13 protein-coding genes and 1 tRNA gene are annotated in these 15,209 nt (G+C 42.0%); 9 read left to right on the forward strand and 5 right to left on the reverse strand.

Going from position 1 to position 15,209, the window contains the following annotated elements:
* The 5 genes from B9G53_RS09060 to B9G53_RS09080 all read left to right on the forward strand — a co-directional run.
* The coding region (locus tag B9G53_RS09060; protein ID WP_141211745.1) for a copper-binding protein at window positions 1-356 on the forward strand (356 nt) is incomplete at its 5' end.
* Window position 357: 1 nt separating this feature from the next.
* The gene (locus tag B9G53_RS09065; RefSeq protein WP_094531452.1) at window positions 358-1,539 is read left to right on the forward strand and encodes a glycosyltransferase; all 1,182 of its coding nucleotides are present in this window, start codon (window positions 358-360) and stop codon (window positions 1,537-1,539) included.
* Window positions 1,536-2,174: a bifunctional 2-polyprenyl-6-hydroxyphenol methylase/3-demethylubiquinol 3-O-methyltransferase UbiG gene (locus tag B9G53_RS09070; protein ID WP_094531370.1), complete on the forward strand. Its 639-nt coding sequence runs from the start codon at window positions 1,536-1,538 to the stop codon at window positions 2,172-2,174. Before B9G53_RS09065 ends, B9G53_RS09070 begins: the two co-directional genes overlap by 4 nt.
* A 12-nt stretch (window positions 2,175-2,186) precedes the next feature.
* Complete coding sequence (locus B9G53_RS09075; RefSeq protein WP_094531373.1) at window positions 2,187-2,750, forward strand: Uma2 family endonuclease; 564 nt, start codon at window positions 2,187-2,189, stop codon at window positions 2,748-2,750.
* A 57-nt stretch (window positions 2,751-2,807) separates the two neighbouring features.
* Window positions 2,808-3,581 (forward strand): glycosyltransferase family 2 protein, encoded by a 774-nt coding sequence (locus B9G53_RS09080; RefSeq protein WP_094531375.1) that lies wholly within the window; start codon window positions 2,808-2,810, stop codon window positions 3,579-3,581.
* A gap of 27 nt (window positions 3,582-3,608) precedes the next feature.
* Here B9G53_RS09080 and B9G53_RS09085 read toward each other — a convergent pair whose 3' ends face one another.
* From B9G53_RS09085 to B9G53_RS09100, 4 genes are all read right to left on the reverse strand, one after another.
* Complete coding sequence (locus B9G53_RS09085) at window positions 3,609-4,175, reverse strand: hypothetical protein (protein ID WP_094531377.1); 567 nt, start codon at window positions 4,173-4,175, stop codon at window positions 3,609-3,611.
* 38 nt (window positions 4,176-4,213) lie between these two features.
* Window positions 4,214-4,312 carry a photosystem I reaction center subunit XII gene (psaM, locus tag B9G53_RS09090; protein ID WP_094531379.1) on the reverse strand — a complete coding sequence of 33 codons (99 nt, stop codon included), beginning with the start codon at window positions 4,310-4,312 and terminating at the stop codon, window positions 4,214-4,216.
* A 129-nt stretch (window positions 4,313-4,441) separates the two neighbouring features.
* Window positions 4,442-5,071, reverse strand: coding sequence for an alpha/beta hydrolase (locus tag B9G53_RS09095; protein ID WP_094531381.1), 630 nt, complete (start codon window positions 5,069-5,071; stop codon window positions 4,442-4,444).
* Between the two features lie 47 nt (window positions 5,072-5,118).
* Complete coding sequence (locus B9G53_RS09100) at window positions 5,119-5,721, reverse strand: transglutaminase family protein (protein WP_094531384.1); 603 nt, start codon at window positions 5,719-5,721, stop codon at window positions 5,119-5,121.
* 235 nt (window positions 5,722-5,956) lie between these two features.
* On the opposite strand from B9G53_RS09100, the gene ccsB reads away from it, so the two are divergent.
* Window positions 5,957-7,012: a c-type cytochrome biogenesis protein CcsB gene (gene ccsB, locus B9G53_RS09105; RefSeq protein ID WP_094531386.1), complete on the forward strand. Its 1,056-nt coding sequence runs from the start codon at window positions 5,957-5,959 to the stop codon at window positions 7,010-7,012.
* A gap of 45 nt (window positions 7,013-7,057) precedes the next feature.
* On the opposite strand, the gene B9G53_RS09110 is transcribed toward ccsB, so the two are convergent.
* Window positions 7,058-7,705, reverse strand: coding sequence for a hypothetical protein (locus B9G53_RS09110; protein ID WP_094531388.1), 648 nt, complete (start codon window positions 7,703-7,705; stop codon window positions 7,058-7,060).
* Window positions 7,706-8,179: 474 nt separating this feature from the next.
* On the opposite strand from B9G53_RS09110, the gene B9G53_RS09115 reads away from it, so the two are divergent.
* The 3 genes from B9G53_RS09115 (at window position 8,180) to B9G53_RS09125 (ending at window position 15,196) form a co-directional block, all read left to right on the forward strand.
* Window positions 8,180-8,253: transfer RNA gene (locus B9G53_RS09115), tRNA-Asp, on the forward strand.
* Between the two features lie 324 nt (window positions 8,254-8,577).
* Window positions 8,578-12,789 carry a PAS domain S-box protein gene (locus B9G53_RS09120; protein WP_094531390.1) on the forward strand — a complete coding sequence of 1,404 codons (4,212 nt, stop codon included), beginning with the start codon at window positions 8,578-8,580 and terminating at the stop codon, window positions 12,787-12,789.
* A gap of 28 nt (window positions 12,790-12,817) precedes the next feature.
* The gene (locus tag B9G53_RS09125; protein WP_094531392.1) at window positions 12,818-15,196 is read left to right on the forward strand and encodes an ATP-binding protein; all 2,379 of its coding nucleotides are present in this window, start codon (window positions 12,818-12,820) and stop codon (window positions 15,194-15,196) included.
* Window positions 15,197-15,209 lie beyond the last annotated feature (13 nt).

Consider the following 15,209-nt stretch of genomic DNA (forward strand, 5'->3'; position numbering starts at 1 on the left):
CCGATCTGATCGAGGTAAAAGTCAGTCTGAGTAACACTGCCAACGAACTCAAATTTATTCCCGATCGCTTCACCTTTGAGTCGGGCAAACGCTACAAGTTATTGCTGAATAATCCTAGCGGCTTAAAACATTACTTCACTAGCAAAGATTTTGCTGATGCAATCTGGACACAAAATGTCGTCGTGGGTAACGTGGAAGTTAAAGGCAATATTCGTGAACTCGAATTACGCCCGAATACCACTGCTGCATGGACTTTTATACCCATTAAATCTGGGACTTATGAGTTACATTGCGCGATCGCTGGTCATACAGAAGCAGGGATGCGCGGCATCATTACAATTCAACCGAGTGCTTAAATTGAAAGTTCTTCATATCATTCCATCTGTGGCAACGGTACGTGGTGGTCCTAGTCAAGCGGTGATTGAGATGGTGAGCGCTTTGAGATCGCAAGGAGTAGATGCGGAAATAGCAACTACTAATGACAATGGCAAAGGTTTACTAGATGTACCTCTATCTGAACTTACCGATCAGTTAGCTGAGTATGGGCATGTACCGATTCGTTTCTTTCCTCGGTTTTCGCCAAATATAAATGTGGTGCGAGAGTTTGCCTTTTCGCGATCGCTGACAACTTGGCTATGGCAACACATCACTGAATATGATCTAGTCCATGTACATGCAATTTTTTCCTATGCTTCCACAATTGCCATGGCGATCGCCCGTATGCAGAAGGTTGCCTATATCAATACTCCCCATGGACAGTTATGCAAATGGTCATGGCAGCAAAGTAAGTTACGCAAACAAATATATCTACAAGTGATTGAACGTTCCAATTTGTTGCATAGTCAAGCACTCCATTTCACGGCTCAACAAGAACTAGATGAATTCGATCTATTAGGATTAAATATTCCTAATTTTATTTTGCCCCATGGTGTGCAGATTCCATCTCTAATTCCCGAAGCTCCATCTCAACTACGCAAAATTCTGCAAATTCCTGATCTCTGTCCTATTCTTCTTTTTATGTCTCGTATCCATCCTAAAAAAGGATTGGAATACTTGATTGCTGCACTTGGTAAATTAACAGAATACAATTTTGCCTTTGTAATTGCAGGTAGTGGTGAACCTGATTATGTAAGTCAAATTCAGGATTTATTAGTAACTCATGGTTTAAGAGAGCGAACGCATCTAGTAGGTTTTGTTGAAGGTGAAACTAAAAATTTATATCTCCAAGGTGCAGATTTGTTTGCACTCACTTCTTATTCTGAGAATTTTGGTATTGCGGCGATCGAATCCCTTGCGTCTGGTACACTTGTGTTGATTACCGATGGAGTAGCGATCGCACCCATGGTACAAGAACAGGAAATCGGCTATGTTACTAAATTAGAGATTAATGCGATCACTTCTATAATCCAAGATTTTTTGGAGCATCCCCACATTGCTAAACAAAAAGGCGATCGCGCCCAGCAATATATTGCGGAGCATTATACTTGGGCTAAAATAGCTCAAAGGCTGATAACCACATATACCAAGTATGCCAAATGATGAATACAAATTCAACTTGCGAATACTTTTATACAACTGCTGAATCTGGGCATCATCATCATTATATTTTTCCTGCTTTAAAAAAACTATTGAGTACAATCAAGACAAATGAGGATAGACAGCTACGTGTATTAGATATGGGATGTGGGAATGGAAGCTTAAGCAACTTAATTTCCAAAGAAGGCTATGAAGTTGTAGGAATTGAAGAATCTCTCTCAGGATTTACTACTGCAATGAATAGCTTTCCAGAATGCAAATTTATTCATGCCAATTTATATGACATTCCATACTCTGATTTAGGAGGAGATTTTGATATTATTGTCTCAGCCGAGGTCATCGAGCATTTAGTATATCCAAGAGAGTTAATTAAATCTGCTAGGAAATGTCTTAAGTCTAATGGAACACTGATTTTAACAACGCCATATCATGGATACTTGAAGAATCTAGCTCTTGCTCTAACAGGTAAAATGGATAATCATTTTACTGTGCTATGGGATGGTGGACATATCAAGTTCTTTTCTGTAAAGACTCTAACAAAGTTGCTGATTACAGAAGGATGTAACAATTATCAATTTGAGTTTACTGGTAGATTCCCCTATTTATGGAAGTCTATGTTAGTTTTGGCATCCTTTTAGAATTTTATTCCTATGATTGCAACACCTGTTAAAACTCTTACTCTAGATGCATTTCTGCAATTGCCAGAGACTAAACCTGCTAGCGAATATATTAACAATAAGGTTACTCAAAAAATTATGCCTAAAGGTCGGCACAGTAGATTACAAGGTAAACTTTGCCAAGAAATTAATCAAGTTTCTGAATCGCCAAAGCTTGCCTATGCTTTTCCAGAGCTAAGATGTACCTTTGTTGGTAGTTCAATTGTGCCAGATATCGCAGTTTTTGAATGGCGAAATATTCCATTTCTTGCAGATGGTGAAATTCCTGATAACTTTAATCTTGCTCCAGACTGGATTATTGAAATTCTCTCACCTGATCAGAATGCTAACAAAGTTATCGGTAAGATTTTGCATAGTCTTCAGCATGGCAGCAAATTAGGATGGTTTCTTGATCCTAGCGATCGCAGTATTCTTGTGTTTCAGCCAAATCAACAGCCTATACTAATGGCAAATAGCGATCGCTTACCAAGTTTAGAAATAATCCCTTTAGACATAACAGTTGAAGCTATATTTAGCTGGTTAAAAATGGAGATTTAGATTTTTGTGACGAGGCTTTGCCGAGCCACAAAAGCTATTAAATCACAGCCCTCTAAAATGCTAGAACAAATTACGCCATTAATTCTTACTTATAATGAATCTCCAAATATTGGACGTACATTAGAGCGATTAACATGGGCAAAAAGAATTGTCGTAATCGATAGTTTTAGTGATGATGAAACTTTGGAAATTTTGAATAATTATCCACAAGTACAAGTTTTGCAACGTAGGTTTGACACGCATACAGATCAATGGAACTATGGATTAGAACAAATAAATTCTGAATGGGTACTTTCTCTTGATGCTGATTATGTATTGACAGAAGAATTTATTAAAGAAATTCAGTCAACGATTGAAAACCCAGAATCTGAGTTCCTTGATGGATATTTTGCTCAATTTCGATATTATGTGTTTGGAAAGCCTTTAAGATCAACTTTGTTACCACCTCGTCAAGTTCTATTTCGCCAAAAAAAATCTATCTACATTGATGACGGGCATACACAGTTACTGCAAGTAAATGGGAAATCTGGAAATCTTCAAGCTCACATTAATCATGACGATCGCAAGCCATTAAGTCGTTGGTTACAGTCTCAAGATCGTTATTTATTAATTGAAGCTCAGAAATTATTAACAACTCCAAATAGTAAATTAAGTTTTGGCGATCGCCTTCGCAAGCAAAAGGTGATTGCACCAATTGTTATTTTGGTTTACTGCCTAATTCTTAAAGGGGGAATTTTAGATGGTTGGGCAGGTTGGTATTATGCTTGGCAAAGAACGTTAGCTGAAATTTTATTGGCAATTCGGTTGATTGAGTTAGAACGCCATAAATAAAAGGCGGCGCTCAGCACTGTCTTTTATTTATGGATTTTGGCGATTGTTATACTTTTGAGCAGTTGTGGTGGTGGGCATTACACCATCACTATTAGGTGAGGCAACTTCAGACGGATCGAGGAGCTTAATCGTCACTTGATTATTTTTGATCCAACCCTGTTTTCTCAGTAGCATTTCCTGATTCTTTCCAGAATTTAAAGTTTGGGGTAATTTTTCTCGTAACCCATTAACCCTTTGCTCGGTCGAGTTTACCTCTGTTGTAATCTCGTCGAGACGATCTTTTTGTGATGACTGATAGGGAAGTAATTTGGTGATCGCTGCGATCGCCGCGAAAGATAAGGCAACATTCACCGCAATGACGATGATTGACTCAGTTGCTTTAGTTCGGCAATATTTCTCTCTTTTGCGTTGGACGTTCTGAGCAACTGCTTCACTGTAGTTACTAGCACCATTAAAAGATGCAAGATTGCCAGAGTCAGAATGGTTGCTGCGTGAATGCATACTCACAACATCATTTCGTCCGTACTGACCCTGCGATCGCGGGGTTTGCTTTGGTACTGAAAAATGCGGAGATAAGTCTCGTTTGGCAACCATTCGCAACCTCTAGGCTGTAAAAATAGATATTATGAGGACTAGGAATTAGAAAGGGCAGAACCCAATATAGCTGCCAATACTGCGGGGAACAGTGCAACTACCAGTGCTGTAAAAACTTGAGTATCTGAAAGATTCATACAATATCTCCTTAATATAGTTCTTATTTCGATCTTAACAATACACTGTCATATCAAAAATTGACTAGCCGTTAAAACAAATAAAAACAAATAAAAACAAAAAAGGACAAGACCTGTCCTTTTTTGTTTTTATTTAGCTTGGCACTCTAGGATAAATTGCTGAATGCGATCGCAGGTTTCAGGACGAATTTCATGGGACATCTCGTATTCTTCATACTCCACATTCACGCCAAGACGCTCAAAGATCTCTCTTGTATTACGAGCCACACTAACGGGAACGACTGTATCTTGCGTACCATGAGCGATCAAAATCGGTGGAAAGGATCTATCTGTAAGTTCTTGTAGTTCTTCTTCTGTGATGTGTAGGTATCCGCTCAGAGCAATCAATCCTGCTAAGGGAAAGACTAAACCCACATCTAAGGTCATGGCTCCACCTTGAGAAAAACCTAGTAAAAATGTTTTCTCTAGGGGTATCCCTGTCATCGCTGGTAAATCTTCGAGAAACTGGCTAAGCAGTTCGCAGCTTTTCGCTAAACCCTCAGTATCCAGACTTTGGAGGTCGTACCACATTTTGCCATTGGGCATTGCATGGTTAAAGGGAGCTTCGGGACAAATCCATTGATAATTGCGGAGTCCAACCATGGGCGCAAGCGAGATCAGATCATCACAGTTTGCGCCCCAGCCATGCAGTGCGACGATCGCACCAAGTGCATTGGGATTAGGTAATTGTGCAGGAAGCGATCGGTAATTTAAGGTCATGAGCAAAATTATATATTTGTATGGCGATCGCCATATTTATGGCAGCTTTATGGCAGCAACCCATAGTTCTTAGCAAAATCCAACGAAATGTCTGGTAGGTTACGCAGCATATCATCCCATGTAGTTTGTGCTTGCAGTGCTTCTATGACTATTCGCAGTGGTTCCGCCAAAATTACTTTGAAATCGGCTTCTTCTGGTAGCTGAATTTTATATGCCAATTGTTCATGGGGTGGGCTGAACAGAGCGTTGACTCCTGCTTTGTTTCCTCTTGCATCAACACGATACCAACCAATTGTAGGTAAATAGATGGTATTGAAACCATGCAAACTGTAGGGCGCACCTTGATCATCAATGCTCAAGCGCTGATAGCAAAATCCTGTGGGAATCTGGTTAGCCCTTAGCAAAGCTGCCAATAGATGACTTTTCGCGAAGCAATAGCCTGTTTTGTGGTGCAGAACATCAGATGCTCGGCAGGTCACAGGATTCATTTGATAGTCACAGCTATGACAGATTTCGTCTCGCACCCATTCAAAGCAAGCTTTGGCGATCGCCTCTGGAGTTTTGTGTCCCAAGGTGATTTTTTGGGAGCATTTAATGATTTCAGGATGCTGCCAATCGATAACTTCACTTACTTGTAAATAGGCTTCCATATCCAAAAGCTTAGCCCCTTTTATAGCAATCCTAAATGGGTTGTGAGAGTGCACCCCTTCGGGGCGCACTCTCACAACCCTCCAAATCTTACATCGCTATATATGCTGGATTTAATGGACTTTAATCGACAAATGGTAAGGATTATCAACATCGCTTACAATGAAACCCATAGGATTTGCACTTTTAAAAATCAAATCATAAAACATTCTAAAAAATTGCTGGAGAATTGCCTGAATGCAACTCGTCGCGCTTCAGAACTTACTGGACAACTCATCATTTGCCGTCCTCTTTGCGACCATGCTCGTTTTCTGGGTGCATGTCGCATTTCCTAACTTGCCCTATTTACGATCGCTTGGTAATGCGGGCATGGCGATCGCCAATCTCTGTATTGCTACATTACTGGGAGCGCGTTGGATTGATGCAGGCTATTTCCCACTGAGCAATCTTTACGAATCGCTATTTTTCTTGGCATGGGGTCTGACCACTATGCACATCGTGGTTAATCGCATCGGCAACAAAAGTGCTAATGACACCGCCAAGCGTCTAATTGGAGCCTTTATCTCGCCCCTCGCGATGGGAATCACAGCCTTTGCGGCTCTTGCACTGCCTTCAGGGATGCAAATTTCCGAGCCGCTTGTGCCTGCGCTGAAGTCTAACTGGTTGATGATGCATGTTAGCGTCATGCTGCTCAGCTATGCCGCTTTGATGACGGGCAGTATTTTGGCGATCGCCTTTTTAATTGTCACCCGTGGTCAAGATGTCGTATTGCAAGGTAGCTCCTTCGGTACTAACTTGCGTAGTGTTACGGATGCCAATCATGCCAACAACCCTAGCCCTGAAACATTCGCGGCTTTTGCGGTTGAGAGCATGGGCAGTATTTTAAACGCAGGAAATCTGCAAACTGCCAATACTGCCACAATTACTGCCGAGGCGATCGCTCCTAAAACTAAGCCCCTTTCCTTACGTCGTCTCACCATTGGCGAAACTTTGGACAATCTCAGTTATCGAGCGATCGGGCTTGGGTTTCCCCTGCTGACGATTGGTATCATTGCAGGCGGAGTATGGGCAAACGAAGCATGGGGTTCTTATTGGAGTTGGGACCCGAAGGAAACATGGTCTTTGATCACATGGTTAGTTTTTGCAGCTTATTTGCACACACGTATTACCAAAGGATGGCAGGGACGCAAGCCTGCGATTTTGGCTAGTGTGGGGCTTTTAGTAGTCTGGACTTGTTATCTAGGCGTAAATTTACTCGGCAAAGGTTTACACAGTTACGGATGGTTCCTTTAATCTCAAAAGAAAAGCCTCGCTTAGCGAGGCTTTTCTTTTGAGGATTTAACGTTTACTTAACTCTTCTTCAAGTTTAGGAAGGCTATCTAACTCAAATACGGTGATTTGCCCAGAATTGGCGCTACCTCTACCATTTTGCAATAGCTCGATCCAGTAGCCGTATTTTTTGCCTTGACGTAATTCTCCTTGTAAAGCCCAGAGAATTGGAGAAGCATTTTTAGCTTGCGATCGCTGCACCATAGCGGCGGTTGGGTATGCATAAACCCGTTTAGCCGTTGCATAATCACGCATAATCTCTGGACCATAAATAGAACGCAGTGTCTCTTCTAGGCGCGATCTCGTGACACCATTGATAATGTCAAAAAATCTAATCTGCTCACTTCTAATCAGATTTGCATCGCTCTTCTGAATAGCAGCAATCCCTGGTAGCACGACACTGGCTTGAAATTGAAATCGTCTTGATGGTGTGTCACTTTTTCGCACGAGTAGCCGCTCGCCAGCCTCTGGGCGCAATACTGGATTCGTTCTAATCCAGTCGATGACTTGATCGGGTGTCTGTCCTGGTAAGGCGATCGCTGATGGCACAACTGAGCGCCATGTTGTCGGTAGCGCCATACTGGTGATCTGCATCAAAAGAGTTGTCGCGATCGCAATCTTTACACCTTTGATGTTTGCGCTCTTAAAGCAATTCATGGGAGTCCTCTACACCAATTAAATCCTAATGGACAAATTTAGCTGGCAAATAATGGGTGAAAGGATATCACGGACGGGCGTAATTGCAATGACTTTTTCAGTCTTTTTACGATATTTTGCGCCATGCAGTCCTCTCAAAACATCAAAAAGCAATGAAACTATATAGCTATAGCCATTCTTGTTAGGACATAAAACCCAAATAGTGTGAGGCGGCGCTTCGCGCCGCCTCACACTATTTGGGTTTTGATTTGTCCTGATACAGGTGGCTATAGCTATAGCTGACACTAAGGGTTCGAGGAAAAATCAAAAAAAATCTGCATAGAGTATTGACAAACGCCTTTTAAATCTACATAATAAGGAGCGCTTAAATAAAGAAACGCAAAAAACGACCTGTAAACCAGTTAGTAATCAGCGATTCTAAGATTTAACTTTAAAAAAGTTTGATTTTAGAAAAAACTTTAAGAGCAAAAATTTGGGTTCGTAGTTCAATTGGTTAGAGCACCGCCCTGTCACGGCGGAAGTTGCGGGTTCGAGCCCCGTCGAACCCGTTCTAAAAAAATAAAAAGCGAAAGGTAGTGGGGAATCTGTCTTTCGCTTTTTATTTTTGACAAGAATTAACTTACTAAGTAGATGGGCATAATTAATTACAAACCCAAGCCCTTAAGGTTGCGCTCCGCAGAGGCGCAACCTTAAGGGCTTGGGTAATGCCGTCACAGCCTTAGTGATGCCCACAGATCGCTGTCTCACGGCGAGAATGTATCAACATTTTCCGAAATCTGTCAGACTAAAGGATGTTATTTCATCGTCAATGATTCAAACTCTGCTGACCAATTAGATCTTTCTATAAGTCTTCCTAAAACTAAGTGAATGTGATGACTGCTGCAAGTCTCCTAATCCGCAAGAATTTACTATCGGAGATCGCCCAAGATCCATTGATAGTTACTGTGGATACAGGAGTCATGGATGCGATCGCCTCTATGGAAAAAACAGGCTCAAGTTGTGTGCTAGTAGTAGGTAGCCATAACGAGTCTGAAGCAAATAACTTAATAGGCATTTTTACTGAACATGATATTTTCCATGTCACTGCTCAGCGCATTTCTTTAGAGCAGTTATCGATGCAGTCGGTAATGCACCATCCCGTCATTACCATCCAAGAATCAGCACTGATCGATTTCCCATCTGTCCTCAATATATTTCAACAACATCGGATTCATCATTTACCTGTACTGGATGGCGATCGCCTTGTCGGAATTTTAGGCAAAGATAATTTAGTCGATTTATTAGCCCAGAACATCTTACAGGGAGAATGCGAGGATGGAGATTTATCTAGGGCTGAACAGATCGAAGGTAGCAATGCTAAAGATATCAGCAAGCCATTGGATGAATTTATACTACGTCAGTACGAAGGCGTATTTTCTGCCGCTACTAACGGGCTTGCCCTGCTTGATCGAAACTACGTCTATAAATTAGTTAATCCCGTCTATTTAGATTGGCATCAGAGGAAACAGGAAGAAATTGTTGGTCATTCTGTTGCAGCACTTCTTGGGGAAGTCGTCTTTCAGAAAATTCAGCCACGTTTAGATCGATGTCTAATGGGCGAAATTCAGCAATATGAGGGTTGGTTTGACTATCAAGACGGGCGGCAGCGGTTTCTCAAAGTCACCTACTCACCCTACCGAGAAATCGACAGCACGATTACCGCAGTTGTGGTAAGTCTTCAGGATCTGACAGCACTTAAGCAAGTAGAAGAATCATTACAAAATAAAGAACAGTTTCTACGCACAATCTACGAAGGCGTAGAACAGGCGATTTTTACAGTTGATGTATTAGAAGATGGAGATTTTCGGCTGGTTGCCTTTAATCCAGCCGCCGAAAGATTAACAGGGCGCTTAACAGCAGAAATATGTGGTAAATCACCCACTGAAGAAGTTCGTCAGCACTATGTAGCTTGTATCCAAGCAGGATCTGCTATTACCTATGAAGAATGCCTAATTTTTAGGGATGCAACAACTTGGTGGATTACGACCCTCAATCCTATTTACGATGCATTAGGGCGTATTTGTCGGATTGTGGGAACTAGCACCAATATTTCCCAACGCAAGCAAATGGAAATAGCTCTCCAAAATCTAATTGAGAGTACTTCTTCGATTACTGGTGAAGATTTTTTCCCAGCCTTAGTTAGCCACATTGCCAAAGCTCTCAATGTTTCCTATGCCGTTATTACGGAAGTGGAAGATGATCGGCTGCATACCCTTGCTATTTGGACAACTGATACATTGCAAACCAATTTTTTATACAATTTTGCAAAGTCTCCCTGCCAACGCACTTTACAAGATGGGAAGTTTTATTGCGATCGCTTTCTTCAGCAGCAGTTCCCAGAGGATCGCGATCTCGTAGGGATGGGAGTAGATAGTTATTTGGGTATTGCTTTACGAGATAGCCATGATCGCGCGATCGGGACTTTATGTATCCTTGATAAGCAGCCAATTCAAGATCCACTGTGGGCCGAAAACCTATTGCTCGTATTTGCATCCCGTGCGGCGGCTGAGTTAGAGCGAGAACGCGCAATGCAGGCGCTAGAACAGTTAAATCAAGAACTGGAAACTAGAGTCCAAGAACGTACGGCTGCTCGGAGACGGATTGAGCGCGAATTAGCAGAGAGTGAAGCTAAATTCCGTCGGTTGGTAGAAGGAGGGAATGATTTGATTTGGTCAGCCGACCTAGAAGGTATCCTCACCTATCTCTCACCACAATTCAAAACGCTCTTTGGTTGGGAGCCAAGTGAATGGATTGGGAAGGCGTTGGTAGATCTTGTGCATCCAGATGAGCGTCAATTTGTAGCAAATGCCCATCGGAACGATCTCCAATTTCGGACATCGGCAAATAATAATGAGTTTCGCCATCTCCATCGAGATGGACATTATTTTTGGGTAAAGGTTAGTGCCAGACCGATTATCAATTCTCAAGGAGAGGTAATAGGCGCACAAGGGATTTTATCGGACATCAGCGATCGCAAAAAATCTGAACTAGCACTACGAGAAAGTCAGCATTTTATTCAACAAATTGCCGAGGCTTCACCGAATATCCTCTATCTATACGATCTCCAAGAACAGCGTAATGTTTATGTCAATCGCGAAATTGGGATCATTCTTGGATACACACCCGACGAAATTCAAGCGATGGGTTCCAGTTTGTTTGCTAATTTAATTCATCCTGATGATTTAAAGCGATTGGCTTCTTACCATGCCCAAATCTATGCGGCGCATGATGGCGAAATTCTCGAATTTGAATATCGGATGAAACATGTAAATGGCGAATGGCGTTGGCTCTATGGTCGAGATGCAGTATTTAAACGTGATGCTAATGGACATGTGATTCAAACTATTGGCACTGCTCAAGATATTACTGAACGTAAACGTTTGGAACAAGAACAAAGTAATCTACTATCTATCCTCGAAGCCTCGACGGACTATATTCTCATTGCCGATGTCACAGGTCAAGCAATCTGGAATAATGTCGCTCTCAAACGGCTGCGAGGGCTTTATAGTGATGCTGAAGTCAGACAACAAAGACCCATAGATTATCATCCTCAATGGACAGTGGATGTGCTGGAGCAGAAAGCTGTACCTACTGTGCTTGCTGAAGGTAGTTGGCTCGGTGAAACTGCATTGCTGGACGCTGACGGACAGGAAATTTTAGTATCGCAATTACTACTTGGGCATAAATCATCTGAAGGAAAAGTAGAATATTTCTCTACGATCATGCGTGATATCCGAGTTCAGAAGGAATATGAACAGCAACTAGAGCAAACGAATGCCGAAATGCTTCGTGTTACTCGACTTAAGGATGAATTTCTAGCGAATATGAGCCATGAACTGCGTACTCCTCTCAATGCAATTTTAGGCATGTCAGAGGCTTTACAAGAAGAAGTTTTCGGCAGTCTTAATGAACGTCAAAAAAAACCGATCATTACCATCGAGAGTAGTGGAAAGCATTTGCTAAGCTTGATTAATGACATTCTTGAACTCTCAAAAATTGAAGCGGGTAAGTTGGAGCTAGACATTGAGCAGGTCTCAATCGTTGAGCTTTGTAAATCGAGTCTGGTATTTGTCAAGCAACAAGCCTTCAAAAAACAAATTCAACTACATGAGTCATTCCCCAAAGATACAAGAACAATATCTATAGATGAACGTCGCATTCGACAGGTGTTAATTAATCTATTGACTAATGCTGTGAAATTTTCGCCTATAGGGGGGCGAGTGACAATCGAAGTACATTACGAACCGATCGATTTTAACCTTGCTGAGCGGATACCCATAGTCCGACCTACCCAATTACCCGATTCTCATCCTGCTATGTATGACTGGCTACCTCATAATGATTATTATGTCTGTATTTCGATCATTGATAATGGGATTGGGATTAAATCTGAGGATCAAGAAAAACTTTTTCAACCCTTTGTCCAGATCGATAGTAGCCTGAACCGTCAATATGAAGGCACAGGACTCGGATTAGTACTGGTGAAACGCATCGTGGAACTGCATGGGGGAGATGTCAGTCTGCATAGTGAATTGGGAGTTGGGAGTTGCTTTACTTTACGCTTGCCCTATATCTCTAAATTAGAGGATAAGTCGTTGCTAACTTTTTCTCCATTTGGCGAGAGAAACCTCAACGCCAAAGCAATTACTGCTGAATCCGATTCTAGCCATCCGTATCTAATTCTCTTAGCAGAGGATAACGAAGCCAATGTCGTCACAATTTCCAGCTATCTAAGTGCGAAGGGGTATCAAATCCTCTGTGCCAATAATGGAGAGGAAGCGATCGCCATGGCAAAGTCAACTCAACCCGATCTGATTTTGATGGATGTGCAAATGCCTGTGATGGATGGCTTAGAGGCAATGCAGCAGATTCGTCTGATTCCTAGCTTAGTTAATATACCAATTATCGCCCTCACCGCACTGGCGATGAAAGGCGATCGCGATCGCTGTATTAGTGCTGGTGCGAATGAATATATTGCAAAGCCTGTAAAATTGAAGGAACTGATTGTAATCATTCAAAAGCTTTTAGTAAAATCATTGTCGTAATTGGGTTTATTTTGTATTCTGAAACATTATGCCCAACAATCTTCCCAAACCAATTCCTCATAATCCTGAAAACAGCAATTTCTTTAGCACCCATGCATTACTCTTAGTGATCGCTACTCAACAAGCAAAAATCTCTCAACTCCAACAAAGTGAAGCCCAAAGCCGAGCAATTTTAGAGGTAATTCCCGATCTCATGTTTCGGGTGGGATCTGATGGAATTTATCGCGGATTTATTACGGAAAATCGAGATTTTGGGATATTGCCAAAGGACTCCGATCCCACTGGTCAATCGATGGCAGATCTGATGCCCGCAGCGATCGCTAATCAACAGTTTTATTATATGCAGCTAGCCTTGCAGACGGGGGAGTTACAGATGTATGAGCAACAAATTCAAGTAGGCGATCACCTCCAAGATGAAGAGGTCAGAGTGATCAAAAGTGGCGATGATGAAGTGCTATTTATGATCCGTAATATTAGCGATCGCAAGCAAGCCGAAGCTGCCCTTAAACAAAGTGAATTCCAAAGCCGAGCAATTTTAGCAGCAATTCCCGATCTCATGTTTCGGATGGGAGCTGATGGAATTTATCGCAAGTTTGTTGCGGAATATCGTGATTTTGATATATTGTCGCAGACCTCAGATCCCACGGGTCTCTCCATGACAGATTTGTTGTCTGCAGAGATTGCCGAACGACATTTGCACTATATGCAGCTAGCCTTGCAGACGGGAGAGTTGCAGATGTATGAGCAACAAATTCAAGTGGGCGATCACCTCCAAGATGAAGAGGTGAGAATCATCAAAACTGGTGACGATGAAGTGCTATTTATGATCCGTAATATTAGCGATCGCAAGCAGGCTGAAGCCGCTCTCAAAAAAAGCGAAATGACTAACCGCACAATTATTGAGACGCTACCCGATCTCCTCATTCAAATGGATATGGAGGGACGATACCTCAGCATGTTTGCAGGTAGTGGGGTTCGGGTTATTTGTCCTTCTACCTCGCCTAACCAGCCAGAAGTCTACAGTGTTTTGCCTCCTGATTTAGCAGCCCAAAGATTGAATTATGCTAGGCAAGCGATCGAAACGGGTAGATTACAGATATATGAGCAGATTTTTGAATTTGAGGATGAGCAACGTTATGAAGAAGTTCGGATTGCCCGTCTCAATGATCGAGAAGTATTAATCATCATTCGAGATATTACGGATGCTAAACAAGCTGAAGTTGAGCGATCGCAAAATGAAGAACTAATCCGTGCAAATCGCCTCAAAGACGAATTTCTGGCTAACATGAGTCATGAACTCCGCACGCCGCTCAATGCCATCCTCGGCATGACCGAAGGACTTCTCGATCAAATTTTTGGAGACGTTAATGATAGCCAAACCAAAGTATTACAGACCATTGAGAGCAGTGGCTCCCATTTATTGGAGTTGATTAACGATATTCTGGATGTCGCTAAGATTGAATCAGGTCAGATCGAACTTGATTGCCACCCTACGGCTATAGTCCCACTCTGTCAATCTAGTCTTGCTTTTATCAAACAGCAGGCGATCGCCAAGCGTATCCAGATCAACACCCAAATATCTGCCAATCTGCCTGATGTATTAGTAGATGAACGACGAATGCGCCAAGTCTTGATTAACCTACTAAATAATGCTGTCAAATTCACTGCGGACGGTGGACAAGTTACTTTAGAAGTCACTCTCACATCACAGGAAGATGCTCTTTTGGGAATGAGAAACCATCTGCAAATTGCGATCGCTGATACAGGTATTGGTATAGCACCAGAAAATATTCATAAACTATTTCAGCCTTTTGTTCAAATCGATAGCGCCCTTAACCGCAAATATGAAGGCACGGGGTTGGGACTTGCCTTAGTAAAACGCATTGTGGAGTTGCATGGAGGGACGGTGGGATTAACTAGTGAAGTGGGTGTGGGCAGTTGCTTTACAATCACTATTCCCTATGCTGATGCTGCAACCTCTTCTCTGAAAATAGAATCCCAGTTGGAACTTACGAGCGAACTCAGTAAGCCCAAACAAGACAATCATCTAATATTGCTAGCAGAGGATAACGAAGCCAATATCGAGATGATTTCTAGTTATTTAGAAGCCATAGGCTATCGTCTTCTCTTGGCAAAAAATGGACTAGAGGCGATCGCATTAGCACAGCAACAACAGCCTGATTTGATTTTGATGGATATTCAAATGCCGATCATGGATGGATTAGAAGCAATTCCGAAGATCCGCCAGATTCCCCATTTAGTTAATGTACCGATCATTGCCCTGACGGCTCTAGCGATGACAGGCGATCGCGATCGATGTCTTGCCGCAGGAGCTACTGAATATCTTCCCAAACCTGTCAAACTAAAAGTATTAAAGCAAATGATGCAAACCCTCTTAAATGCCTGAATATTTTAGATAC

It is taken from the genome of Pseudanabaena sp. SR411 (genome assembly GCF_002251945.1).
Taxonomy (GTDB): Bacteria; Cyanobacteriota; Cyanobacteriia; order Pseudanabaenales; family Pseudanabaenaceae; genus Pseudanabaena.